The following is a 24,072-nucleotide window of genomic DNA, read 5'->3' as shown; positions in this document are numbered from 1 at the left end:
TTGTCATTGCGAGCGTCTTTCATACAAGCCTAAACATTCCCACTTGTCCTCCACCGTTAAAGTTAACCTCCCCGGCGGCATTGTGCCGGCCGGCGATTTGCTCACGATTCTGGAAGCTGCCGAGCGGGCCGAGGTCGAGTATGTGCAGGTTGGCAATCGCCAGCAGCTGCTGTTTACGGTGGCGGCCGAGCACCGGCGAGGGCTGCTGCACGCGCTAGGCAAGGCTGATATGCTGGCCGAAATCGACGCCGACGCGCACCCCAATATCGTGAGCTCGTACGTGGTGGAGGAGGTATTTCACAACACGGCCTGGCTGCGCGAGGGCGTGTACATGGATGTGCTGGACCTGTTTGACTATCAGCCGCGGCTGAAAATCAACCTCATCGACCGGCACCAGACGTTCATTCCTTTCTTCACCGGCAATCTCAATTTTATCACCGCCGATACGCCCAACTACTGGTACCTCTACGTGCGCTTTCCGCAGACCAACGCGCTCTACTGCTGGCCCTCGCTGGTGTATTCGGAGGATATTCCGGCCCTGAGCAGCGCCGTGGAGCGGGTCATTTTTGCGAACCGCGACAAATTCCACGACCAGCCGGCCGCTGATGGCGCGCTGCTGCACAACCTGGTAAATACCGGCCAACGCTTTGTGGTTCAGCCGATTACTACCCCCCTCACGCTACCCGAGTTCACGCTGCCCTACTACGAGGGCTTCAACCGCTACGGCAGCAAGCTGTGGCTGGGCATTTACCGGCGCGATGAGCAATTTTCGGTGGCTTTTTTGAAGGACCTGTGCCAGGTGTGCCTGCACACGCGCATCGGCCAGCTGTGCCCTACCCCCTGGAAATCACTCATCATCAAGGGTATCGAGTTGGCCGACCGCCCGCTCTGGGATGCCGTGCTACGCCGCCACCGCATCAACGTGCGCCACGCCGCCAACGAGCTCAACTGGCAGGTCGAAGACTTTTGCGCCGAGGGCCTGGCGCTGAAGCACGAGCTGGTGCGCCACTTCAACGAGGAAGATATTCGCACCTATCAGCTCTGCTTCGCCATCAAAACCAAGCCCCAAACCGGGCTCTTCGGCTCCATCGTGGTGCGCCGCCACTTCGACAGCCTCACCCAAACCGGCCTGCACGGCGAGCAGTACGAGGTGCTGCACACCCGCGACTTCAACCCTAACAGCAAGGACTTTATCAGCTTCCGTAAGAAGGTGAACCGCGAAAACCTGCCGTGGTACCTCGCCCAGCTCTGCGACCAGTTTTATGAGCAGCAGGCGGCCGCCCTGCTGCCCACCGCACCGCTTGGCGAGGCGCCCCCTACCCCCCCCGTCGAGCCCAACCAGCCGCCACTGCACCAGTGCCGCCGCTGCTTCACGGTGTACGACGAGGCCGACGGCGACCCGGCCCAGGGCGTCGCGCCCGGCACGCCCTGGGCGGCGCTGGCCACGTATGCCTGCCCTACCTGCGAAGCCCCGAAGGAGCTTTTCGTAGCTGTTGGCTCTCCGCACGCTTACATCGTAAACTAAAAGCGCCGCCGCCCGTGACAATGACTGCCCGCAACTGTTCATTGCTCACTGCTCATTGCTCACTGTCAAGATGCCCGACCAAAACCCGCTTTTCCCGGCCTTTCTGAAGCTCGAAAACCTACGCGTACTACTGGTAGGCGGCGGCAACGTGGGTCTCGAAAAGCTCACCGCCATCCTGCGCAGCAGCCCCAAAACGGCCGTTACCATCGTCAGCCTCACGTTTTTAGACGAGCTGTGCGAGGTCGCGGCCCGGCACCCGCGCCTCACACTGGTGCAGCGCGGCTGGCTCGAAACCGACCTCGACGCGGCCGATATCGTCTTTGCCGCTACCGACGACCGCGCCCTGCACCACCGCATTAAAGCGGCCGCCCGCCAGCGCCGCCTGCTCGTGAACGTGGCCGACACACCCGATTTGTGCGATTTTTACCTTTCCTCAGTGGTGCAGAAAGGCCAGCTTAAAGTCGCTATTTCGACCAATGGCAAGTCGCCCACCGTGGCCAAGCGCGTGCGCGCCATGCTGGAGGAAACCCTACCTGAGGAACTGGACGAAGTGCTTCAGCAGATGACAGTTATCCGCGGTAAAGTAGCGGGCGATTTTGCCGCCAAGGTAAAGGCGCTGAACGCCGTAACGGCCGAGCTGGCGGGCGGCAAGGCCTTCGAGTCGCCGGCTACCAAGCGCTGGCGGCGCGTGGCCACGGGCTCCTTGCTGGCGGTGGGTTCGCTACTGGCGGCGCGGCTGTTCCGCCGGCCCGATTAGGGCGATAAAATTATTCATTGCTCCTTACTACTTGCTCATTGCCAACTACTTCCCACCTGCTAATCATGGCGCGACACCCGGTGCTGGGCCAGGGTAAAACGCGCCTGGCCAGCACCATCGGCGCCGAAGCCACGCTGGCTGTGTACCACGAATTGCTGGCCCACGCCCGCGCCGCCACGGCCAGCGTGCCCGCCATCAAAACGGTGTGGCTGGCCGGTGCCCCTACCCCCGGCGCGCCCGACTACTGGCCCGGCTATGCCCAGCACCCGCAGCCGGCCGGCGACCTGGGCCAGCGCATGCACGCGGCCTTCGCCACGGCTTTTGCGGCCGGCGCCACCAAGGCCGTCATTATCGGCACCGACTGCCCCGAGCTCACTACGCAGCTGCTAAACCAAGCTTTCGCGCAGCTCGACGCGCATGATGCCGTGCTGGGCCCGGCGCTCGATGGCGGCTATTACTTACTGGGAATGAAGGAATTATTCCCTGATTTTTTTCTTGAAAAAGAATGGAGTACCGCCACTGTGCGCCCCGCCACGCTTGCTGATGCAGCCCGGCTGGGCTTGCGCGTAGCCCTACTACCCCCCCTCGCCGACGTAGACACGGCCGAAGACCTGGCCGCCTGGCGCGCCCGCTCGTAAAGCAGTAGCGCGAAGTTTTCACTTCGTGCGCGAGCATATATCATCTGTGCCGTGCGGCCCCGCCTGCTCGCTCCGCTCGCGCGCGAAGTGGAAACTTCGCGCTACTCCAGTTCCTACCCCTATCATGGCCAACGAAGCATTTGATTTTGAGCTTATTGTATTAGGCGCGGGCTCAGCAGGCCTGGGCCTAGCCTTGTTCATGGCGAAGGCTAAGCTCAGCGTATTGCTGATTGACAAAACGGCGCAGGACGTGGGCGGCGACTGCCTCAACCACGGCTGCGTGCCCAGCAAGGCGCTCATTCATGCGGCGCGGCAGGTGCACCAGTCCCGGCAGGCGGCCCGCTTTGGCGTGCAGGTGAGCGGCGCGGCAGACCTGGGCCGGGTGATGGACTACGTGCAAGAGCGCCAGGCTATTATTCGTCGCCACGAAAACCCCGACTACCTGCGTGAGCAAGGCATTACGGTCGAAATCGGCGAGCCGCGCTTTGTAGGGCCGCACGATATTGAGCTTAATGGGCGCACGCACCGTGGCCGCCGCCTCGTCATTGCCACGGGTTCGCGGCCCCGCCAGCTCGCGGTGCCCGGCGCCGAACTGGTGGCCCACTACGACAACCAGCATGTGTGGGACCTGCGCCAACTGCCCGCCCGCCTACTGGTAGTGGGCGGCGGCCCCAACGGCGTAGAGCTGGCCCAAGCCATGCAACGCTTTGGCGCGCAGGTAACGGTGGTGCATTCGGATAAGCAGATTTTAGAAAAAGAAGACCCTAGCATCAGCGCCGTGCTGCTGGAGCGGCTGCGCGGTGAAGGCATTGATTTTCAGTTGGAAGCTAAAATAACGGCCTTTTCGAATGCCAACACGGCGCAGGTGCGGCACGCCGACGGCCACGAAACCGCCGTCGAGTTTGACGCTGCCTACGTGGCCATTGGGCGCGAAGTAGGCTTCAATGGCTTGCAACTCGAAAAGGCGGGGGTAGGGCTGGACGCACACGGCCATCTGGTGCTCGACGAGCATTTGCAAACCACTAACCCCGCCGTTTTTGCGGCCGGCGATGCGGCCAACTCGCTCAAATTCAGCCACGGCGCCGAGCTGCACATGCGGCTACTGCTGTTCAACTTTTTCTCGCCCATCAAGAAAAAGCTCGACTACGACCACTTTTCCTGGGTCACGTTCACCGACCCCGAAGTGGCGCACTTCGGCCTCGACGCCGCCGAGCTCGACAAGCGCGGCACCGCCTACGAACGCTGGGAAACCGACTTTGCCGCCGACGACCGCGCCGTGGTGGACGACTACCAATACGGCCGCCTGCTGCTCTTCGTCGAAAAAAACCTGTTGCCCGGCACCAAGCGCCGCCTGCTGGGCGGGGCCATGGTGGCCCCCGGCGCCGGCGAGCTGGTGCAGGAGCTGATATTGGCCAACAGCAGCGGCCTCGGCGTGGATGCGCTCTTCGACAAAATCTATCCCTACCCCACCGCCGCGCGCATCAACCAGGCATTAGTAGTGAGCCAGCGCGACATTTCGCCACTAACCCGGCTGGCCCTCGATTTTGCCTACAAACTGTAGCTACAGCTTGCCCTGCCGCACCAACGCCCGGTACACGCGCAGCAGCCGCGCCTGCGGCACCCCCAGCCGGTACAGCAGCACGATAAGCGCGAAGATGCCCTGCAGCCGAAACACGCCGTTGACTAGGTACTTGCGCGCCGATGTGACCACCGCCCGTGGCAGCAGCCGAAACGGCGCCGCCCGCTGCAGGCGTTCCACTATTTCCTGGTCTTCCATCACCAGCAGGTCCTCGCGGTAGCCACCTACTTGCGCAAACAGCTTTTTGCGAACGAATAAGCTCTGGTCGCCAAACCGAAACCACAGCACCGGCCAGCGCGTCATCCAGGCATTGAGGCGCAAAAACCAGTGCCCGTGGTCGAAGGCCAGCCGGTAGCAGCCGCTACCCGCCCCAGCCGCCACCGCCCGTCGAATATCGCGTTCGAAGCCCGGCGGGGGGTGGGAGTCGGCGTGCAGAAAATACAGAATATCCCCGCTGGCCTGCGCCGCCCCGTAGTTGAGCTGCGCGGCGCGGCCCTTGCGCGTGCTGGCCAGCACGCGCGCGCCGGCTTCGGCCGCCAGCCGGGGGGTAGGGTCGGTGCTGCCGCCGTCCACCACCACTAGTTCGGTGCTATCATCAATTTCCGCCCGCAGATAGGCCAGCAGCGGGCCGATAGTGGCCGCCTCGTTGAACGTGGGGATGATGAGGCTGATAGCGGGCGCGGCAGGGGGGTAGGCGTCCGGCATAGGAAGGTTGGCGACTGCTTTAGTAAGCAACGGCGGGCGGCCTGGCTAGGTTTGCGCGGCCGATAAGATGCCACCTCAAAAGCCTTTATAAAAGCCACCTCACCATGCGACAACCATCCATTGCAACTGACTATTGGGAATTGCGGTCCGCTGAGAAAGCTCACGCCCAATATGGTGACAGGTTTTGGATTCCTGCCTTAATAGAAAGACAAGCTATAAGACGAGGCCAAGCCGCTCGCCTCATTTTTGACATAGAAGTTGATAATGCAGGCAAACTGGAGATTCAGGGAGAACGCATGTATGTTATCGTCAGCGAGAAAATCGGTGATATCTACATCGGTATCCTTGATAACCAACCTGCTTGCTCCAACTTTGAGGACAATGTGTACCTGTGTATGGGTGCCGAAGTGCCATTTTTAGCTGAGCACGTCATTGACATTGACGATCCACCGCAGGACTACGTTGATTGGCAGCTTGGCCAGAAACCCGAGCGAGTTTGGCCGCGCCAATAATGTACTTGAAGTGCTGGTGGTTAGTAGCTTTTCTCCCTGAAAATCCGTACCTTTGCGGCCCTGTCAAGGCGGCAGGTCGGGGGCTTACCCCCTCGGAACCAACCCAAAATGCGCTCCGCCCTGGGTTCCGGCGGTGGCGTTCAGTAGTTTAGGAACCCGCATCACATGGCAGAATTGGTTGACGATTTCGACTGGGACAATGTCGGAGCAGGCGGCTTTGGCGGTAATTACAATGCCGACCAGCGCGCCGAGCTAGAAAAGCTCTACAGCGACACCCTCACCACCGTACAGGAGGAAGAGGTAATTAAAGGCACCGTGGTGGGCATGACCGACCGCGATGTTATCCTGAACATCGGCTTCAAATCGGATGGCCTCGTGCCGCTGAGCGAATTCCGTGACCTGCCCGACCTCAAGGTTGGCGACGAGGTGGACGTGTTCATCGAAGACCAGGAAGATGCCAACGGCCAGCTCATCCTGAGCCGCAAGAAGGCTAAAATCAAGCAGGCCTGGAACGCGATTTACGCGGCTCTGGAGAATGATACCGTGCTGGAAGGCGTGGTGAAGCGCCGCACCAAAGGCGGCCTCATCATGGAGATGGATGGCGTAGAAGCCTTCCTCCCCGGCTCGCAAATCGACGTGAAGCCTATTCGCGACTTCGATATCTATGTGGGTCGCCGCATGGAAGTGAAAGTGGTGAAAATCAACGCTGCTTTCGACAACGTGGTTGTCTCGCACAAAGTCCTCATCGAGAAGGACCTGGAGCAGCAGCGCGAAGCCATCCTGAACAACCTCGAAAAAGGTCAGATTCTGGAAGGCAACATCAAGAACATGACCAACTTCGGCGTGTTCATCGACCTCGGCGGTGTCGATGGTCTGCTGCACATCACGGACATTTCGTGGGGCCGCATCGCTCACCCGAGCGAGGCACTGCAGCTCGACCAGAAACTCAACGTGGTTGTGTTGGACTTCGACGAAGCCAAGAAGCGTATCTCGCTGGGCTTGAAGCAGCTCACTCCTCACCCGTGGGATTCGCTGCCGGCCGACCTCGGTCCCGGCTCGCGTGTGCAGGGCCGCATCGTGAACGTAGCCGACTACGGCGCATTCATGGAAGTGGTACCGGGCGTAGAAGGCCTCATCCACGTTTCGGAAATGAGCTGGAGCCAGCACCTGCGCAACCCGCAGGACTTCATCAAGCAGGGGGACATTGTGGAGGCAGTAGTACTGACCCTCGACCGTGAAGACCGCAAGATGAGCCTCGGCATCAAGCAATTGACCGAAGACCCGTGGACGCGTGGCGACTTCGCCGACAAGTTTGCCGTGGGTACCAAGCACAGCGGCCAGGTTCGTAACCTCACCAACTTCGGCCTCTTCGTGGAGCTGGAAGAAGGTGTAGACGGCCTCGTGCACGTGTCGGACCTGTCGTGGACCAAGAAAGTGAAGCACCCTTCGGAAGTAGTGAAGGTGGGCGACAAGCTCGACGTAGTAGTACTCGAGCTGGATATGTCGGCCCGTCGCCTCGCCCTGGGTGTGAAGCAGCTGGAGGAGAACCCCTGGGATACGTTCCAGACGGTATTCACCACTGGCTCGGTACACAAGGCTACCATCACCGAGAAGTCGGACCGTGGTGCGGTGCTCGAGTTGCCTTACGGCATCGAAGGCTTCGCCTACCCCAAGGGCTTGGTGAAGGAAGATGGCTCGAACGCCGAAAACGGCGAGCAGCTCGACTTCCGCGTTACGGAGTTCTCGAAAGATGACCGTCGCATCGTGCTTTCGCACACTGCGGTGTACAACAAAGAGGACGAAAGCAACCGCAGCACGGCCAACTCGAAGTTCACGAAGAAAACCCCCGCCGGCGGCCAAGCCCAAGGCGAAGGCAAACTGAGCGACCTCAAGAAGCCGGCTGATAAGAACACCCTCGGCGACCTCGACGCCCTCAGCGCCCTGCGCGACCAGCTTGCTGGCGCCGAGCGCCAGGCCGGCGAAGACCGCCTGAAGGCGCGCGTTGACGCTGGCACCCCGCTGGCCGGCCCGTCGCCCGACAATGCCGATATCGCCTAAGCGATTGACGTAGGGTAAAATAAGAAGCCCTGGCCGCAAGGTCAGGGCTTTTTTATGGCCTTGCAGTTTGGCAGTACAGGGTTTTTTCGTACCTTTGTGCCCCCAAGCCGGTAACGTGACCGAGCGGCTAGGTAGAGGTCTGCAAAACCTCCTACGGCGGTTCGAATCCGCCCGTTACCTCCAAACAAAAACCCCACCTGGCAGCTGCCGGGTGGGGTTTTTGTTTGGAGGTAAGCTAATAGGCTAGCTACCGGTCATTTTGCGGCCTTTCAGGTTCTGCTTGGCTCCTTCGAGCTGCAGCTCCAGAGACTTCAGCTTCTGCTTTTCGGCGTCTACCAGTCTTTTCTGCGTGTCAACCTGGTCTTTCAGCATCTGTGCCTTTTGAGCCTGCTCGGCCACGTATGGGTCACTAGAATTCACACCACTGATATTGTGTGAGCAACTAACCAGGCCTACGCTTATAGCGGCAGCAATAAGGATTGTCTTGATTTGCATAGTCGTAATGATTTTCGGCTTATGGAAAGAAGGTGCGGGCGGTTCATCAGCCCTTGAGCTAGCACGCTGCCCACCGTAGATACTAAGTGGTTAGCTACTACATCTTTTACGAGAATGTGGCATAATTAGTTGATTATTTAGAGTTTTATTGCGGTAAAAGTCGCGCTTTTTAAGCTTGCAGTCGGTTCTTCGTTTCGAAGGGGGGTAGGGCCTAGATGTGGGAGCTTAGCAGGCCCTGCTGGCTACTCAGAGGCCCCCGATACCCAAATAAGCCCCGCCGTGCCTACATTGCTAAGCCGCTGGCTGAGCTGGCGGCTTATCCTTGCCCTGGCTATATGAAGATTATTGACCTGCGCACGATGCGCGGCCCGAGCTACTGGTCGGTGAAGCACTACCGACTCATTGTATGTAAAGTTGATTTACAAGAACTTGCCGGCGAATGGAGCAATACCCTGGAGGGTTTTGCCGAGCGCCTGACCACCCTGCTACCCCAGATTGGGAAGCCGCACGAGCCGGGCCGCCACTCGAGCAAGCAGCTGGCCAAGCACCCGCCCCTGACGCAGCAGCAGCTGGCCGACGGTGAGCCACTGGGCCACGTCATTCAGCATGTGGCGCTGGAGCTGCAGCGCCGGGCCGGCATGCCGGTATTCTGGGGCAAGAGCTACCCGGCCCGCGAGGAGGGGGTAGAGTACGTGGTGTTTGCCTACCAGGAGGAGCGCGCCGGCCGCTACGCCGCCCAGGCCGCCGTGGAGCTGGTGGAGGCACTTTGCAAGGGCGAAGAATTCGTCCTCAAGCCCGTTATCGACGAGCTGCACGACATTCGGGAGGAGGAGTTTATTGGGCCCAGCACCTACAGCATCGTGGCAGAGGCGGCCTCGCGTAACATCCCGTACATTCAGCTGAAAAACAGCAACATCATCCAGCTCGGCTACGGCGTGAACCAGCGCCGCATCTGGGCCACTACCACCAACCTGACCTCGCACGCGGGGGTAGAGGTGGCCGGCAATAAGAACCGCACCAAGGCCATGCTCGACGATGGCGGCGTGCCGGTGCCGCGCGGCACTACCGTGTACTCGGAAGACGGCCTGCGCGACGCCATCGAGGAGTTGGGCTTTCCTATCGTGACCAAGCCGCTCGACGGCAACCACGGCAAGGGCGCCACCATCCACATCACCAACTGGGAAGACGCCGCGGCGGGCCTCAAAGCGGCCAAAGAATACTCGCGCGCCGTAATTGTGGAGCAGTTCGTGCAGGGCGACGACTACCGCCTGCTGGTGGTGAACGGCAAGCTCATTGCGGCTGCCAAGCGCACGCCGGCCGCCGTGGTGGGCAATGGCGAACGTACTGTGCAGCAGCTTATTGACAAGGTGAATGAGGACCCGCGCAGGGGGGTAGGGCACGAGAAAGTGCTCACATCCATCAAGGCTGACCAGCACACGCTCGACATCCTGAAGGGCCGCGACCTGGCCCTGGACTCGGTGCTACCGGCCGGCGAAACGCTATACCTGAAGAGCACCGCCAACATCAGCACCGGCGGCACGGCCACCGACGTAACCGACCTCGTGGACCCGTATAATGTGCTGCTGGCCGAGCGCGTGGCCGGTATCGTGGGCCTCGACATCTGCGGCATCGACATGCTAACCAGCGACATTGCCATTCCGCTGAACCAGACGCGCGGCGCCGTAATCGAGGTGAACGCCGCCCCCGGCTTCCGCATGCACATTGCCCCTACCGAGGGCCTGGCCCGCAACGTGGCCGCGCCGGTCGTGGACATGCTGTTTCCGCCCGGCAGCACGGCGCGGGTGCCGATTATCGCTGTCACGGGCACCAACGGCAAAACGACCACTACGCGCCTCATCGCGCACCTGGTGAGCAGCATTGGTTACAAAGTGGGCTTCACCACTACCGATGGCATTTATATTCAGGGAGTTCAGCTGCAAAAGGGCGACTGCACGGGCAGCCAAAGCGCCGAGTTTGTGCTGCGCGACCCCACCATCAACTACGCGGTGCTCGAAACGGCGCGCGGCGGCATGCTGCGCTCGGGCCTGGGCTTTCACACCTGCGACATTGCGGTGGTGACCAACGTGGCGGCCGACCACCTGGGCATGCGCGACATCTACACGGTGGAGGAAATGGCCGCCGTGAAGGGCGTGCTGCCCCGCACGGTACATAAATACGGCTGGGCTGTGCTCAACGCCGACGACGACCTGGTGTACGAGATGGGCCGCAACCTGGAGTGCCGGGTGGCTTACTTCTCCATGAATGACCAGAACCCGCGCATTCAGGAGCACGTGGAGGCCGGCGGCGTGGCAGCGGTGTACGAGGAAGGCTACCTCACGATTTACAAGAATTCGTACAAGCTGCGCATCGACCGGGCGGCCGAGTTCCCGGTTACGCTGGGGGGTAGGGCTGGCTTCAACATCGAAAACGCGCTGGCGGCCGCGCTGGCGGGCTACCTGGCGGGCTTCGATAAGGACACCATTAAGACGGCTTTCCGCACCTTTATCCCGTCGGGCACCAAGACGCCGGGCCGCATGAACGTGTACAAATTTCCGCGCTTCGAGGTGATTGTGGACTATGCCCACAACACGGCCGGCATCACGCGCTTTGCCGAGTTTATGGACGCCACCACGGCAACCCGCAAGATTGGCGTGGTATCGGGCCTGGGCGACCGCCGCGACGAAGACACGCTGGGCTTTTCGCGCATTGCGGGCCGCGTTTTCGACGAGGTTATTTTGCGCCAGGACCGCGACCTGCGCGGCAAAACCGCCGAGCAGCTGCGCGAGATTATGACCCGCGGCCTGCGCCTCGACAAGCCGGAGCTGCCCATTACCTACATCGAGAACGAGCTGAAAGCCATTGACCACGTGCTGGCTACCGCGCCCGACGGCGCCGTGGTAGTGCTACTGACCGAGGACATCAGCGCGGTGCTCAAAAAGCTCGACGAGTACGAGGCGAGCCAGGCAGAATAAAGCTGCTGGCTTTGCGTGCCGCTTATTTTTGTTTGTCATTGCGAGCGCAACGAAGTGGAGCGCGGCAATCTTTGCTTTTCGTTGTGGTACTAACCCTGACGTGAAGGAAAGATTGCCGCGCTCCACTTCGTTGCGCTCGCAATGACAGGCGGGTTTTGATTTAATCCATCCAATTATTCCCTCCCTACCCCCCCTCTTTTCCATGAAATACTTCGCGCAGGCGGCCATTGCGATGGCCGTTTTGGGACTGGCCGGCTGCCAGTCGGGCACCACTACTGATAAAACCACGGCCGGCACCGGCGCCGGTAATTCGGACCTGAACGGCTTATTCAGCCAGTATTGGGAGAAGCAGTCGCGCCTTGACCCGCTGGCCGCCACTGGCCAGGGCGACAGCCGCTTCAACGACCAGCTGCCCAACGACCAGACCCAGGCTTTTCGCGATACGCTCGGCGCATTTTATCAGAACTACCTGACGCGTCTGGAGAAATTTGACCGCAACACGCTGGACGACAATGATAAAATCAGCTACGACATTTTTCAGTACGAGATGCAGCAGCGCCTGGCCGGCCTGAAGCTGAACACCTGGATGATGCCGTTTCAGCAGTTTTGGGGGCTGCCCATTACGCTGGGCCAGTACGGCTCGGGGGCGGGCAACCAGCCGTTTAAGACGGTGAAGGACTACGACAACTGGCTGGGCCGGGTGCACGGCTTCACGCTGTGGGCCGACTCGGCCATCGGCAACTTCCGCCGGGGCATGAAGGCGGGGGTAGTGCTGCCCAAAGCGCTGGTGACGAAGATGATTCCGCAGATGCGCGGCAAGGACATTGTGGTGACGGACCCCACGCAGTCGCTGTTCTACGGGCCCATTAAGATGCTGCCCAAGGACTTTTCGGACGCTGATAAGCAGCGTATCACGGCGGCTTATAAGAAGGCGATTATGACCGAGCTGGTGCCCACTTACCAGAAGCTAGGCAACTTCCTGGCGACGGAATACCTGCCCAAATCGCGGACCACAAGCGGTATTTCGGCCGTGCCGGGTGGGGCGGGCATGTACACCTACGACGTAGCGTACTGGACTACCACCGCCAAAACGCCGCAGGAAATCTACCAGACGGGCCTCTCGGAAGTGGCGCGCATCAAGGGCGAGATGGAGAAGGTAAAGGCGCAGGTGGGCTTCAAGGGCGACTTGCCGGCGTTTTTCAACTACCTGAAGACGGACAAGAAATTTACGCCCTACAAGTCGCCGAAGGAGGTGCTTGATGCGTTCCGCAAGATTCAGGCGACTATCGACCCCAACCTGAAAAAGATGTTTGGGCACACGCCTAAAACGCCGTTTGAGATTCGGCAGACCGAGAAATTCCGCGAAGCTTCGGCTTCGGCTGAGTACAACCCTGGCTCGCCGGATGGCGCGCGGCCGGGCGTGTTCTACGTGCCAATTGCCGACGCTACCAAGTTTAACACTACCTCGGGCATGGAGTCGCTGTTTCTGCACGAGGCCATTCCGGGCCACCACTACCAGATATCATTGCAGCAGGAAAACAAGGACTTGCCCAAGTTTCGGCAGTTTGCCTGGTACGGCGCTATGGGCGAGGGCTGGGCGCTCTACTCCGAGAGCCTAGGCAAGGAGCTAGGCCTTTACACCGACCCCTACCAGTACATGGGCGCGCTCGGCGACGAGATGCACCGGGCGGTGCGCCTGGTGGTGGACACAGGATTGCACTCGCGCAACATGACCCGCGAAGAGGCTATTAAGTATATGATGGATAATGAGCCGATTAGCGAGGACGGCGCCACGGCCGAGATTGAGCGCTACATGGCCATTCCGGGCCAAGCGCTGAGCTACAAGACCGGCCAGCTCAAAATCCGCGAGCTGCGCACCCGCTACGAAAAGGAGCTGGGTAGCAAGTTCAAGCTCAGCGACTTTCACGATGAACTGCTGAAAGATGGCGTGATGCCGCTGGCGGTACTGGAGAAGAAAATGGACGCCTGGGCGGCCAAGCAGAAATAGCCAGAGCGCCCTACCCCCCCTTTTTTGGTTAACAGAAGAACGTCATGCTGAGCTTGTCGAAGCATCTCTACCACGCCGCCTAACGATGCGGCCAAGATGCTTCGACAAGCTCAGCATGACGTTCTGCTGTTACTTTAACCTGCTTACTTTATAGTTCTGCTACCCGCGCCGGAACAACTACCGGCCTTCTTCCCGTTGTTTTTTGATGTATTTATTTCCTAACCTTGCCAATCGGCGCCTTGCCAGCTTGCTGGCGGCGCTTGGTCTGGCGGCTGGCTCCCCTACCCTCAGCATGGCGCAAACTGCTCCTACCATCACCGTGGCTACCCGTGCCAACCAACCGCTCCTGCAGACGTGGGGCGGCAATCATGGCGGCGTGCCGGCCTTCGACCAGGTAAAAGTGGCCGACTTCAAGCCCGCGATGGAGGCGGCGATGGCCGAGAACCTGGCCGAAATCAATACCATTGCCAGTAGTCCGCAGGCGCCGACGTTTGACAACACCATTGCGACATTGGAGCGCAGCGGGGCGGCGCTGGACCGGGTAGAGGCCGTGTACGGCGTGTGGAACTCGACCCTGAACGACGCCGCTTTTAGCGGGGTAGCGCGCGAAATGGCGCCGCGCATGGCCGCTTTCAACGACCAGATTACGCAGAATACGGCGTTGTTTAAGCGCATTGAGGCCGTATATAATTCGCCCGATAAGAAGAAGCTCACGCCGGAGCAGCAGCGCCTGGTGGAGGTGCGCTACAAGGCGTTTGTGCGCGCTGGGGCCAAGCTCGACGCCACGGCCAAGACGCGGCTTTCGCAGATAAATCAGCAGCTGGCGGGGCTTTTCACGCGATTTCAGCAGAATGTGCTGGCGGAGGAGGCCGACTCGGTGCTGGTGCTGAAAACGGATAAGGACCTGGGCGGACTGCCGGCCTCGCTGCGCGAGGCGGCCAAGACTACGGCGGCCACGCGCAAGCTGGACGCGGCGGGCGTCATCACGAATACGCGCTCGTCGATTGACCCGTTTCTGACTTACTCCGACCAGCGGGCGCTGCGCCAGAAGGCGTGGCGCATGTTCACGAACCGCGGCGACAACGGCAACGCGCACGACAACAACGCGATTATCACCCAGATTTTGCAGCTGCGCGCCGAGCGCGCCAAGCTGCTGGGCTACCCCACCCACGCCCACCTGCGCCTCGACAACACCATGATGAAGTCGCCGGAAAAGGCGATGGCTTTAATGCTGGAAATGTGGAAGCCCGCCGTGGCCCGCGTGCACGAGGAAGTGGCCGACATGCTGACCCTGGCCAAAAAAGAAGGCGCCCCGGCCGACTTCAAAATCGAGCCCTGGGACTACCGTTACTACGCCGAAAAGGTGCGCAAGGACCGCTACGACCTCGACCAGGACGAGGTGAAGCAGTACTTACAGCTCGATAAAATGCGAGAGGGTATGTTCTGGGTGGCCGGCGAATTATTCAACTTCGCCTTTTTGCCCGTGACCGACGTGCCCGTGTACCACCCCGACGTGCAGGTGTGGCAGGTGAACGACAAAACCACTGGCAAGCAGGTGGGCCTGTGGTACTTTGACCCTTACGCCCGGCCCGGCAAAAACTCGGGCGCCTGGATGAACGCCTACCGCAAGCAGGAGCGCCTCGACGGCAAGGAGGTCACGACCATCGTTTCCAATAACGCCAACTTCGTGAAGGGCAAACCCGGTGAGCCAGTGCTCATCTCCTGGACCGATGCCACGACGCTGTTTCACGAGTTTGGCCACGCGCTGCACGGCTTGTCATCCAACGTGACCTACCCCACGCTGGCGGGCACGAGCGTGGTGCGCGACTACGTGGAGTTTCCGTCGCAGCTGCTCGAAAACTGGCTCCCTACCCCCCAGGTACTCAACCGCTTCGCGCTGCACTACCAAACCGGCAAGCCTATTCCACAGGCGCTAGTGGACCGCATCAACAAGGCCAGCACCTTCAACGAGGGCTTTGCCACGACCGAGTTTATGGCCAGCGCGCTCGTTGATATGAAGCTGCACCTGGCCGGCGATAAGGTTATCGACCCCGACAAGTTTGAGCGCGAAACCCTGGCCGAGCTGGGCATGCCCCACGAGCTGGTGATGCGCCATCGCACGCCGCAGTTCTCGCACGTGTTTTCCTCCGATGGCTACTCGGCGGGCTACTACTCTTACTTATGGTCGGTGGTGTTGGCGGCCGACGGCTTCAGCGCCTTCACCGAGGCCGGCGGGCCCTACGACAAAGCCGTGGCCGAGCGCCTGCGGAAGAACGTGTTCACGGTGGGCAACACCATCGACCCGGCTGTGGGCTACCGCGCCTTCCGCGGCCGCGAACCCAAGATTGACGCCCTGATGAAGCAGCGCGGCTTCCCGATGACTGGCGCGAAAGCCGGCAGCCCTACCCCCGCTAAGAAGCTTGGTGGCAAAGGCAAGTCGGCCGCGGCGAAACACAAGTAGTGGCGACGACAAACGCTTGATAAACCTTTAATTACAAGTACCAAAGGCCGTCATGCTGAGCTTGTCGAAGCATCTTGGTCGCATCGTTAGGGTAATACTCCAACGACGCGACCAAGATGCTTCGACAAGCTCAGCATGACGGCCTTTTAGGCTTTTCTTACTTCATAAAGCCTGTTTCCTTATTCTACAGATTCGCTTACTTCTTCACTACGCGCAGCACTTGGTTGATGCCCGCGCCCTGCACCCGCACGAGGTACGAGCCGCTGCCTACCCCTGCTACTTCGACGCGCGTGCCGCCGACGGCTTGCTGGGTAGCCTGCACGGCGCGACCTAGTAGGTCGAGCACCGTGATGGTGTAGGAGCCGGGGGGTAGGGCAGTGAGGTCGAGGGTGGCGGGGCCGGTGCCGCTGGGGTTGGGGTAGAGCTGGGCGGTGGCTACGGCCTTGGCCGCGCTGGTGGCCAGCGGCGCGGCCGGCGCGGTGAGCTGGTAGATGGTGCCGCTCTGGTCGTCGGAGATGAGGATGCGGCCCTGCGGGTCCACGGCCGTATCGACGGGGCGGCCCCAGGCGCTGCCAGCGCTGAGGTCGGTGAAGCCGGCTACCAGGTCGGTTTGGGCGCCGGGCAGTTTGGTGGCGGCATTCCAGGGGAAATACACCACTTTGTAGCCGGTGGGCGTGGTGCGGTTCCAGGAGCCGTGCAGGGCGATAACAGCCCCATTGTTATACGCCGCCGGAAATTTGGTGCCCTGCAAAAACGTGAGGCCCAGCGCCGCCGAATGCGCCTGAATGCCCTTGCTGATGCGCGTCATGGTGGCCACGTCCACGTGGCCGTCGCGGTTGAAGTCGTAGTCGCGGTCGAAGGGCATGTTGTCCATGCCGGTGCTCGTGTCGGGGTTGGGGTTGAAGAATGGCCAGCCGTAATTCGCGCCGTCGTTTACTTGGGTAAACTCGTCGGGCGGGTGGTTATCCACGTATTCGGCAATCACTTGCCCATACTTGCCCGAGCCGTCGTCGAAGGGGTAGGGCGTGTTGTCGCGGTTGTTCACGGCTACCCACAGCGTATTGGTGCCGGGCACGAAAGCCAGGCCCTCGGCATTGCGCAGGCCGCGGGCAAAGAGCCGGCGGTTGGTGCCATCGGCATCGTACTGGTAGATGGCGCCGCGCACGGGGTCGCTCTGAGTATCAGAAAGGCAGGCGTTGCAGGTTGAGGCAATGCTCACGTAGAGCTTGTGGGTGCCATCGAGGGCTAGGTTCTTGAGCTGGTGGCCGTAGGCGCCTTGCAGCTCGGGCGTACTGGCGTCGGGCAGGCCCGTGATGACCACTTGGCGGCTCTGGCCGGTGAGGTCGCCGGCCTGGTACACGTAGCGGTTTATCTGGTTGCTCTCGCTTAGGTAGAGGTAGGTGGTGGTGCCGATGATGTGAAACACCATATCGTGCGGCTGGCGTAGGCCGGTCACGAAGTCCGTGACCACTGGCTGGCCGCCCGCGGTGCCCGGCCGCACCAGGCTCACCTTGCCCGCGCCGGGCTGCGACACCAGCAAATTACCATCGGGCGTGACGGCCAGAAACCGCGCCCCCGGCACCCGCGCATACACCGCAATGGCAAAGCCCGCCGGCACCTGCAGCGACCGCGCTACATTAAACGGCGAGCTGGCCAGCGCCGCCGGCACCGTGAGCGCCACCGTAGCTGGCGCGGGCAATTGAGCCAATGCCGGGTGGGCCAGGCCCACACTGAGGCCCAGCGCGGCCACCCAGCGGGCCCAGGTGGTGGCTTTCGACAAAATCGGACGGGGCAGGGACGTTTTCATAAGCTAGCGGCGATACGTGAATTGAATACTGGATTATTCCCTACCTACTGATTTTCAAGGCTGATGGTTTGCGCCGCCCGCCCTACCCCTACCGCACGCCGCGCACGCGCATGGGCACCGTGAACACGGCCTCCGAGGCCGTGATGAAGAGCGTGCGCATATCGGCGCCGCCGAAGCAGATATTGGCCGTCCAGGCGGCGGGCACGGGCAGGTGCGCCAGCCGCTCGCCAGTGGGGCTGAAGATGGTTACGCCCTGGCCGGTGAGGTACACGTTGCCGCGCTCGTCGAGCGTCATGCCATCGGAACCCATCTCTACAAATACTTGCTTATCAATTAATTCTCCCTTCGACCCGAGGCGGTAGCGGTAAGTTTTGCCGGCCCCGATGTCGGCCACGTAGAGCAGCTTGCCATCGGGCGAGCCGATGATGCCGTTGGGCTGGCGCAGGGTTTTGTCCACGGCCACGGGCTGCGCGGCGCCGGGCGCCAGGTAGTACACGTACTGCTCGGTGGGGCCGGTGCGGTCGGCGGGCCAGTAGTCGCGCTTGTAGTAGGGGTCGGTGAAATAGAGGCCGCCCTGGGGGCTGACCCACACGTCGTTGGGGCCGTTCAGGCGCTGGCCGTTCACCTTATCAACCAGCACTTTTTCCTGGCCGCTGGGGCTGATGGACCAGAGCTGGTTCTGGCCGTCGGCGCAGGCAATGAGGTTGCCTTTTTTGTCGAAGTACAGGCCGTTGGACCGCCCGGCGGGGCTCAGAAACACGCTCAGCTTGCCGGCGAGGTCGTATTTCCAGATTTTGTCGTTGGGCTGGTCGGTGAAGTAGATGTTGCCCCGCCGGTCCACGGCCGGCCCCTCGGTGAAGCTGAACTGCTTGGCCACCAGGTGGGGGGTAGGCGCCCCCGCAAACAGCGCCTGCCCGGCCGCCGATAGCGGCGCATCGGCCGCGGCGGGGGGGGTAGGGGCCTGGGCGCTGGCCGCGCCGGGCAGCAGGCTAAGCGCCACGCAAAAGGAGGTCAGGAAAGGGCGAAATCTCATAAAAGCTCAGGTGGGAATAAAGACTGACAACGGCTTACGGAGCATAATCACGGCGCGCAGCTGAACCATACGGCCGCAAAAGGCGAATACGTAGGCTAACCCTACTCCGTCGCCGCCGCAAAGATGCGGCCCGCCTTTGCTTATGAAACTCAACAACTTCGAACTGGCCTTTGTGCTGGGCCGCCTGCTGCTCGGCCTCAACTTCCTGATGCACGGCCTGGTGCGCATTCCCAAGCTCAGCGTTTTCAGCGCCGGCGTCGAGAAAGAATTTGCCGCCGCCCCGCTGCCGCCGGCCCTGGTGAGCGCCTACGCCCACGCCCTACCCTTCGCGGAGGGCGCCATTGGCCTGCTGCTGCTGCTGGGCCTGTGGACGCGCCCGGCGCTGGTGGCCGCCATGCTGGTGATAATGAGTCTGGTATTCGGCAGCAGCCTGCTGGAGAAGTGGAGCCTGGTGGGCGACCAGTTGCTCTACGGCCTCTACATCATCACGCTGGTGCTGCACCTGCAGCGCAACCGCCTGTGCCTCGACCCGTTGGCAGTGGTAGAAACAAGGAGTAACTAGCTTTGAAAAAGCATCCTGCTTTGCTTTGCTCAGCAGGACGTTCTTTTACTCCTGGAACTTACGCAAAAGCATTTGTCATTGCGAGCGCAGCGCGGCAATCGCACCAGAACGATACCCGAACGACTCGTTCTGGTGCGATTGCCGCGCTGCGCTCGCAATGACAAACAAGTCCTAACTCACTATTCACCGCTCACTGCTCCCTGAAATCCGTGCCTACCCACCCCCCACCGGCCGAAGCCGCTCGCTTTCCGCGCGCGGTGCCCTTCATTATCGGCAACGAGGTGGCCGAGCGCTTCAGCTACTACGGCATGCGGGCCATCCTGCCCACATTTCTGGTGGCGCAGTTTTTCAATCCTACGCACAGCGCGGCGCTCACGGCGGCGGCCGAGGCGCGGGCCAATGACTTCGTGCACTCGTTTGCGGCGCTGGGCTACGCGCTGCCGGTGGTGGGCGCGCTACTGGCCGACTGGGTGCTGGGTAAGTACCGCGTTATCCTCTATCTGTCAATCTTCTACTGCCTGGGGCACGCGCTGCTGGCGGCTTACACCGACGACCTGGCGGGCTTCCAGGCGGGGCTCATTGTGATTGCCATTGGCATGGGCGGCATCAAGTCGAGCGTCACGGCCAACCTCGGCGACCAGTTCGACCAGCGCAATGCCCACCTGCTGCCCAAGGCCTACGGGTGGTTTCAGCTGGCTATTGATGCGGGGGCGGCGGTGTCCACGGCGCTCATCCCGGAGCTGTACGCCTACGCGGGGGCGGCCTGGGCCTTTGGTGTGCCAGGCCTGCTGATGGGCGCGGCGGCGCTCACCTTCTGGCTTGGGCGGCGGCACTACGTGCGGGTGCCTACCACGGGCCTGCGCGCCGGCCTGCGCCACGCGCTGGGGCCGGGCGAGAGCCGGGCGGCACTACGCCGAGTGGGCGTCATTTTCCTGTTTATTCCGGTGCTGTGGGCGCTGTACAACCAGAGCGAGTCGGAGTGGGTGCTGCAGGCGGCGCACCTCGACCGGCACCTGTGGCCCGGCTACGCCCCACTGCCCGAGCAGCTCCAGATTCTGGGCATTGTGTTCGGCATTGGGCTCAATCCGCTGCTCACGTACCGCATTTATCCGGCGCTGGCGCGGCGCGGCATCCGGGCCACGCCGCTGCGGCGCATGGGATTCGGGATGGTGCTGGTGGCGCTGGCCATGTGCATCATTGCCGGCGTGCAGCACGGCCTCGATACGGGGGGTAGCCCCTCGGTGTGGTGGCAGGTGCTGGCCTACTTCGTGGTGGCCGGCGGCACGCTCATGGTAGCCGTGACGGGCCTCGAATATGCTTACACCTACGCGCCGCCGACGCTCAAGAGCCTCACGACCTCGCTGTGGCTGCTCACCATTGCGGGCGGCAATTATTTCTTGGCCATTATGAATGCCAGCATTGCGCGGGGCGGCTTTTTTGCCCGGTTTCAGGGCGCTAATTACTACTGGTTTTTTGTGGGCTTGATGGCCGTGAACTTCACGCTGTTTTTGCTGATAGCGACGCGGCTCACCCAGAAGACCTACGTGGGGGCCCTACCCCCGCCGCTGGAGCCGTTGGCGGAGTAAGGCCGCTTCATTTCACCTTTCTTCTCCCTATGCCCGCTCGTCCCTATATTCTCGCCGAAACTACTTGGCAAGCTGTGAAAGCGGCCGCCTTTGAGGTAGTTATTTTGCCCTGGGGCGCCACCGAGGCCCACAATTACCACTTGCCCTACGGCACCGACAACTACCAGTGCGACTACGTGGCGGCCGAGGCGGCCCGCCTGGCCTGGGAGCAGGGGGCCAAAGTGGTGGTGGTGCCCACTATCCCATTTGGTGTAAATACCGGTCAGCTCGATATTACATTGGATATCAACCTAAATCCTAGCACGCAACTGGCCATTCTGCGCGATGTGGTGCGAGTGCTGGCGCGGCAGGGTATTCCGAAGCTGATGCTGCTAAACGGCCACGGAGGCAATGACTTTCGCCAACATTTGCGCGAGTTGCAAGCCGAATTCCCGACTGTTTTTTTGAGCACAGCTACGTTGTTTCGCATCGTGGACCGCAGCCAGTTTTTTGACGCGCCCGGCGACCACGCCGACGAAATGGAAACGAGCATGATGCTCCACATTGCGCCCGACCTAGTGCGGCCATTATCCGAAGCGGGCTCGGGTGCCAGCAAGCAATTTCGCATTCGGGCCCTGCGCGAATGGGCCTGGGCGCAGCGCGAGTGGAGCCAGGTAACGGCCGACACGGGGGTAGGCGACCCGGCGGCGTCCACGGCCGAAAAAGGCGCAGATTTTCTGCGCGCCGTTACGACCGAGCTGAGTAAGTTTCTAGTAGAATTAGCCGCTGCCGACCCGCAGGATTTATATGAATAATAAGTTCCTGATTCTTGGTTTCCAGTTATTGATTTGAACTAGGGTTGACCAGTCCGGTTCAAACTAAGAACTCGCAACCAGGAACCCAAAAAGATGCAGCACATCACCGCCGCCGACATTACGGCTTTTGAAAAGGTCTACCGCCTCAACTTCGTAAATGGCCTGCCGGGCTACAAGCCGGCCAACCTGGTGGGCACAGCCGCGCCCGGTGGCCGCACCAACCTGGCCATTTTTAGCTCGGTGCTGCACCTGGGCTCCGACCCGGCGGTGCTGGGCATGGTGACGCGCCCCACCACCGTGCCGCGCCACACCTACCAGAATATCAAGGATAACGGTGGCTGCTACACCCTCAACCAGGTGCCAATGCCGCTGGTGGCCCACGCTCACTACACCTCGGCCAATTTTGAGGACGAGTCCGAGTTTGACGCTTGCGGCTTCACGGCCGAGCTGCGCGATGGCTTCGCGGCGCCCTACGTGGCCGAGAGTGCGCTCAGCATTGGGATGCGGCTGAAGGAGGAGCACGCTATTTTCAACGGCACGGTGCTGCTGGTGGGCACCGTGGAGCACGTGTACCTGCGCCCCGAAGCCCTGCGCCCCGACGGCACCCTCGACCTGGCCGCCGCCGACACGGCCGCCATTTCGGGCCTCGATGGCTACCACCAGGTGCTGGCGCCCGTGCGCTACGGCTACGCCCGGCCGGGGCAGTTTCCGGAGCCGCTGCGGTAGCAAAGGCGTTTTCAACGCACGAAGCCCGCTACCGAGGGGGTAGCGGGCTTCGAGGAACCAGCCCCGGCCGGGGCCGGGTGCAGCTTTTACATCGAGCTGCTGGCGCTTCTCTTCTTCGATTTCGGCGTTGCCGACGGCGTCATGTTTTGGTCAGTCGAGCCCATTTGGCCGCTGGCCGTTTGGGGCGAGGTAGTGTTGTCGCCGGCCGGGGCCGAGTTCAGCTGGTCGTCGACGCTGCCGTTTTTGATGGCCGTGGCCGAGCCCTTGCCGATAGGCTTAGTAACGGTTTGCTTGTAGTTGATGCTGTCGCGGTTGATGTCGGCGTTGGTGTAGCCTTTGGGGTTATTGAAGCCGGCGATAAACTGTTTGTTGTAGCCGGGGCTGTATTTGTAGTCGCATGCGGTGAGCAAGGTGGCGGAGCTGCTTATCAGCAACAGGGCAACAACGGGGCGAAAAGAGAATTTCATACTATAGGCGGAGGATTGACTGGTGCAAAGATGCGACCCGGCCGCTAAACCTGTTGGACGCATCAACCAGATTTTAGTTGCCTGCGTTGGAGGAAATAGGCCGGGCCTTTGGCTAGTTGCTGCGGCTTGCTGGGCGCCACGATGCCAACCAGGCGGTTTTTAGCCCGAAGAAGACGCAGAAGCCTTCGTCAGTAGTCACTTGTCAGTAGTCATTAATTCCCTACCCCCCATGCTGCGCCGCACGCTTACTACCCTGGCCCGCACGGCTTTGCTGCCCGTGCGCGGGGCCACGCTGCTGTACCAGGCGGGGCGGGCGCACCAGCATTTTTTTCAGCCCGTGCTCAATGGCGCGCTCGGCGACCAGCTGGCCGCCCGCCACGACCCGCGCACCATTGCCCTGAGCTTTCGGCGGGGCGGCCACGATGTGCCGGTGGCCGAGCTGGGCCTGAGCGAGGCGCGCCAGAAAACGGTGGTGTTCGTGCACGGCCTCATGGGCGACGAGCTTATCTGGCAAACCGGCTTCCAGGACGAGGCCGGCGGGCCGCTGCGCTACGGGCCGCGCCTGGCCGCCGAGGCCGGCTGCCGCCCGCTCTACGTGCGCTTCAACTCGGGCCTGCACATCTCCGAAAATGGCCGCGCCCTGAGCCAGCTGCTCACCGAGCTGGTTGAGGCCTACCCCCTGGCGGTGGGCGAGCTGGTGCTGGTGGGCCACAGCATGGGCGGGCTTATTATTCGCTCGGCGGGCTACTATGGCAGTGAGCAGTTAGTAGTGAGCAGTGAACAAGTGCCCACGAAGCGTAAGCGGCCCACCAAAAAATTGCTCACTTCTCATTGCTCATTGCTCACTGAGAAAGCGCCTTGGCTGGCGCACGTGCGGTCGGTGTTTTTGTTGGGCGTGCCGCACGAGGGCTCGTACCTGGAGCAGAACGGGCTACTGGTGGAGCGGCTCTTGCAGCGCATCAACCTGTTTCCGACGCGCTTTCTGAGCCAGGCTATTGCGCGGCGCTCCAACGGCATCAAGGACCTGGGCCAGGCGCTGCTGGTGGATGAGGACTGGCAGCAGCCCGACGACCCCGCCCTACCCCGCCCCCGCACGCTGGTGCCGCTGCTGCCCGGCGTGCGCTACCACGTGCTGGTGGGCGAGTGGCTGCGCGCCAGCCTGCCTCAGGCCGTGCGCGAGTATTTTGGCGATGGCATCGTGGGGGCGGCCAGCGGCCGGGGTCAGCTTTTTGACGACGAAACGGCTCTGCCGCCCGGCACGGCGGTGCGCACCGCCCGCTTTGGGCAGCAGCACCACGGCGGCCTGCTGCACCACCCCGAGGTGTACCAATACCTGAAGCAGTGGGCATGAGCCGCGCCGCACTTTTGGCCGACGTGCTGCCGAACA

The 24,072-nt window shown here is 61.7% G+C and carries 19 protein-coding genes and 1 tRNA gene; 15 read left to right on the top strand and 5 right to left on the bottom strand.

Annotated elements, in window-relative coordinates:
* The first annotated feature begins 43 nt into the window (after positions 1 to 43).
* The 4 genes from E4631_RS02810 (at position 44) to E4631_RS02795 (ending at position 4,481) form a co-directional block, all read left to right on the top strand.
* Positions 44 to 1,525 carry a rubredoxin gene (locus E4631_RS02810; RefSeq protein WP_133657513.1) on the top strand — a complete coding sequence of 494 codons (1,482 nt, stop codon included), beginning with the start codon at positions 44 to 46 and terminating at the stop codon, positions 1,523 to 1,525.
* A 70-nt stretch (positions 1,526 to 1,595) separates the two neighbouring features.
* A complete protein-coding gene (locus E4631_RS02805; RefSeq protein ID WP_133657514.1) occupies positions 1,596 to 2,282 on the top strand; it encodes a bifunctional precorrin-2 dehydrogenase/sirohydrochlorin ferrochelatase in 687 nt (228 codons plus the stop codon).
* 65 nt (positions 2,283 to 2,347) lie between these two features.
* On the top strand, positions 2,348 to 2,920 hold the full coding sequence (locus E4631_RS02800) for a TIGR04282 family arsenosugar biosynthesis glycosyltransferase (RefSeq protein ID WP_240734637.1): 573 nt from the start codon (positions 2,348 to 2,350) through the stop codon (positions 2,918 to 2,920).
* Positions 2,921 to 3,044: 124 nt separating this feature from the next.
* Positions 3,045 to 4,481 (top strand): NAD(P)/FAD-dependent oxidoreductase, encoded by a 1,437-nt coding sequence (locus tag E4631_RS02795; RefSeq protein ID WP_133657516.1) that lies wholly within the window; start codon positions 3,045 to 3,047, stop codon positions 4,479 to 4,481.
* Here the strand turns inward: E4631_RS02795 and E4631_RS02790 are convergent, their stop codons facing one another.
* The gene (locus E4631_RS02790; RefSeq protein WP_133657517.1) at positions 4,482 to 5,204 is read right to left on the bottom strand and encodes a TIGR04283 family arsenosugar biosynthesis glycosyltransferase; all 723 of its coding nucleotides are present in this window, start codon (positions 5,202 to 5,204) and stop codon (positions 4,482 to 4,484) included.
* A gap of 104 nt (positions 5,205 to 5,308) precedes the next feature.
* Between E4631_RS02790 and E4631_RS02785 the strand changes: the two genes are divergently transcribed.
* The 3 genes from E4631_RS02785 to E4631_RS02775 all read left to right on the top strand — a co-directional run bounded on the left by E4631_RS02785 (position 5,309) and on the right by E4631_RS02775 (position 7,957).
* Positions 5,309 to 5,716, top strand: a complete 408-nt coding sequence (locus E4631_RS02785; protein WP_133657518.1) for a hypothetical protein — start codon at positions 5,309 to 5,311, stop codon at positions 5,714 to 5,716.
* A 165-nt stretch (positions 5,717 to 5,881) separates the two neighbouring features.
* The gene (rpsA, locus tag E4631_RS02780) at positions 5,882 to 7,774 is read left to right on the top strand and encodes a 30S ribosomal protein S1 (RefSeq protein WP_133657519.1); all 1,893 of its coding nucleotides are present in this window, start codon (positions 5,882 to 5,884) and stop codon (positions 7,772 to 7,774) included.
* A gap of 109 nt (positions 7,775 to 7,883) precedes the next feature.
* Positions 7,884 to 7,957: transfer RNA gene (locus E4631_RS02775), tRNA-Cys, on the top strand.
* 60 nt (positions 7,958 to 8,017) lie between these two features.
* Here the strand turns inward: E4631_RS02775 and E4631_RS25785 are convergent.
* Positions 8,018 to 8,194: a hypothetical protein gene (locus tag E4631_RS25785; RefSeq protein ID WP_166648080.1), complete on the bottom strand. Its 177-nt coding sequence runs from the start codon at positions 8,192 to 8,194 to the stop codon at positions 8,018 to 8,020.
* Positions 8,195 to 8,604: 410 nt separating this feature from the next.
* Between E4631_RS25785 and cphA the strand changes: the two genes are divergently transcribed.
* From cphA to E4631_RS02760, 3 genes are all read left to right on the top strand, one after another.
* Positions 8,605 to 11,241: a cyanophycin synthetase gene (gene cphA / locus E4631_RS02770; protein ID WP_133657520.1), complete on the top strand. Its 2,637-nt coding sequence runs from the start codon at positions 8,605 to 8,607 to the stop codon at positions 11,239 to 11,241.
* Positions 11,242 to 11,443: 202 nt separating this feature from the next.
* On the top strand, positions 11,444 to 13,249 hold the full coding sequence (locus E4631_RS02765) for a DUF885 family protein (RefSeq protein WP_133657521.1): 1,806 nt from the start codon (positions 11,444 to 11,446) through the stop codon (positions 13,247 to 13,249).
* Positions 13,250 to 13,454: 205 nt separating this feature from the next.
* Positions 13,455 to 15,710 (top strand): M3 family metallopeptidase, encoded by a 2,256-nt coding sequence (locus E4631_RS02760; RefSeq protein ID WP_133657522.1) that lies wholly within the window; start codon positions 13,455 to 13,457, stop codon positions 15,708 to 15,710.
* A 196-nt stretch (positions 15,711 to 15,906) separates the two neighbouring features.
* Here E4631_RS02760 and E4631_RS02755 read toward each other — a convergent pair whose 3' ends face one another.
* On the bottom strand, positions 15,907 to 17,517 hold the full coding sequence (locus tag E4631_RS02755; RefSeq protein ID WP_133657523.1) for a T9SS type A sorting domain-containing protein: 1,611 nt from the start codon (positions 17,515 to 17,517) through the stop codon (positions 15,907 to 15,909).
* A gap of 88 nt (positions 17,518 to 17,605) precedes the next feature.
* On the bottom strand, positions 17,606 to 18,550 hold the full coding sequence (locus E4631_RS02750) for an SMP-30/gluconolactonase/LRE family protein (RefSeq protein WP_133657524.1): 945 nt from the start codon (positions 18,548 to 18,550) through the stop codon (positions 17,606 to 17,608).
* A 142-nt stretch (positions 18,551 to 18,692) separates the two neighbouring features.
* Between E4631_RS02750 and E4631_RS02745 the strand changes: the two genes are divergently transcribed.
* The 4 genes from E4631_RS02745 (at position 18,693) to E4631_RS02730 (ending at position 22,218) form a co-directional block, all read left to right on the top strand.
* Entirely contained in the window at positions 18,693 to 19,112 is a 420-nt protein-coding gene (locus E4631_RS02745) for a DoxX family membrane protein (RefSeq protein WP_133657525.1), read from the top strand.
* A 209-nt stretch (positions 19,113 to 19,321) separates the two neighbouring features.
* Positions 19,322 to 20,698 carry a POT family MFS transporter gene (locus E4631_RS02740; RefSeq protein ID WP_240734635.1) on the top strand — a complete coding sequence of 459 codons (1,377 nt, stop codon included), beginning with the start codon at positions 19,322 to 19,324 and terminating at the stop codon, positions 20,696 to 20,698.
* A 29-nt stretch (positions 20,699 to 20,727) separates the two neighbouring features.
* Positions 20,728 to 21,492: a creatininase family protein gene (locus E4631_RS02735; RefSeq protein WP_133657526.1), complete on the top strand. Its 765-nt coding sequence runs from the start codon at positions 20,728 to 20,730 to the stop codon at positions 21,490 to 21,492.
* A gap of 93 nt (positions 21,493 to 21,585) precedes the next feature.
* Positions 21,586 to 22,218 carry a flavin reductase family protein gene (locus tag E4631_RS02730; RefSeq protein ID WP_133657527.1) on the top strand — a complete coding sequence of 211 codons (633 nt, stop codon included), beginning with the start codon at positions 21,586 to 21,588 and terminating at the stop codon, positions 22,216 to 22,218.
* An 86-nt stretch (positions 22,219 to 22,304) separates the two neighbouring features.
* Here E4631_RS02730 and E4631_RS02725 read toward each other — a convergent pair whose 3' ends face one another.
* On the bottom strand, positions 22,305 to 22,685 hold the full coding sequence (locus tag E4631_RS02725; RefSeq protein WP_133657528.1) for a hypothetical protein: 381 nt from the start codon (positions 22,683 to 22,685) through the stop codon (positions 22,305 to 22,307).
* Between the two features lie 199 nt (positions 22,686 to 22,884).
* Here E4631_RS02725 and E4631_RS02720 point away from each other — a divergent pair, with 199 nt between their 5' ends.
* Positions 22,885 to 24,036: a triacylglycerol lipase gene (locus E4631_RS02720; RefSeq protein ID WP_133657529.1), complete on the top strand. Its 1,152-nt coding sequence runs from the start codon at positions 22,885 to 22,887 to the stop codon at positions 24,034 to 24,036.
* The last annotated feature ends 36 nt before the right edge of the window (positions 24,037 to 24,072 follow it).

It is taken from the genome of Hymenobacter sp. UV11, from assembly GCF_004684095.1.
GTDB lineage: Bacteria > Bacteroidota > Bacteroidia > Cytophagales > Hymenobacteraceae > Hymenobacter.
Note: the sequence above shows the minus strand (reverse complement) of the source record. Positions and strands in the feature narration are given on the sequence as shown.

Coding starts and splice junctions, on each gene's coding strand:
- E4631_RS02755 (WP_133657523.1), bottom strand. CDS start 17,517: ATGAAAACGTCCCTGCCCCGTCCGATTTTGTCGAAAGCCACCACCTGG.
- E4631_RS02805 (WP_133657514.1), top strand. CDS start 1,596: ATGCCCGACCAAAACCCGCTTTTCCCGGCCTTTCTGAAGCTCGAAAAC.
- E4631_RS02745 (WP_133657525.1), top strand. CDS start 18,693: ATGAAACTCAACAACTTCGAACTGGCCTTTGTGCTGGGCCGCCTGCTG.
- E4631_RS02750 (WP_133657524.1), bottom strand. CDS start 18,550: ATGAGATTTCGCCCTTTCCTGACCTCCTTTTGCGTGGCGCTTAGCCTG.
- E4631_RS02800 (WP_240734637.1), top strand. CDS start 2,348: ATGGCGCGACACCCGGTGCTGGGCCAGGGTAAAACGCGCCTGGCCAGC.
- E4631_RS02790 (WP_133657517.1), bottom strand. CDS start 5,204: ATGCCGGACGCCTACCCCCCTGCCGCGCCCGCTATCAGCCTCATCATC.
- E4631_RS02765 (WP_133657521.1), top strand. CDS start 11,444: ATGAAATACTTCGCGCAGGCGGCCATTGCGATGGCCGTTTTGGGACTG.
- E4631_RS02730 (WP_133657527.1), top strand. CDS start 21,586: ATGCAGCACATCACCGCCGCCGACATTACGGCTTTTGAAAAGGTCTAC.
- cphA (WP_133657520.1), top strand. CDS start 8,605: ATGAAGATTATTGACCTGCGCACGATGCGCGGCCCGAGCTACTGGTCG.
- E4631_RS02725 (WP_133657528.1), bottom strand. CDS start 22,685: ATGAAATTCTCTTTTCGCCCCGTTGTTGCCCTGTTGCTGATAAGCAGC.
- E4631_RS02735 (WP_133657526.1), top strand. CDS start 20,728: ATGCCCGCTCGTCCCTATATTCTCGCCGAAACTACTTGGCAAGCTGTG.
- E4631_RS02785 (WP_133657518.1), top strand. CDS start 5,309: ATGCGACAACCATCCATTGCAACTGACTATTGGGAATTGCGGTCCGCT.
- rpsA (WP_133657519.1), top strand. CDS start 5,882: ATGGCAGAATTGGTTGACGATTTCGACTGGGACAATGTCGGAGCAGGC.
- E4631_RS02760 (WP_133657522.1), top strand. CDS start 13,455: ATGTATTTATTTCCTAACCTTGCCAATCGGCGCCTTGCCAGCTTGCTG.
- E4631_RS02795 (WP_133657516.1), top strand. CDS start 3,045: ATGGCCAACGAAGCATTTGATTTTGAGCTTATTGTATTAGGCGCGGGC.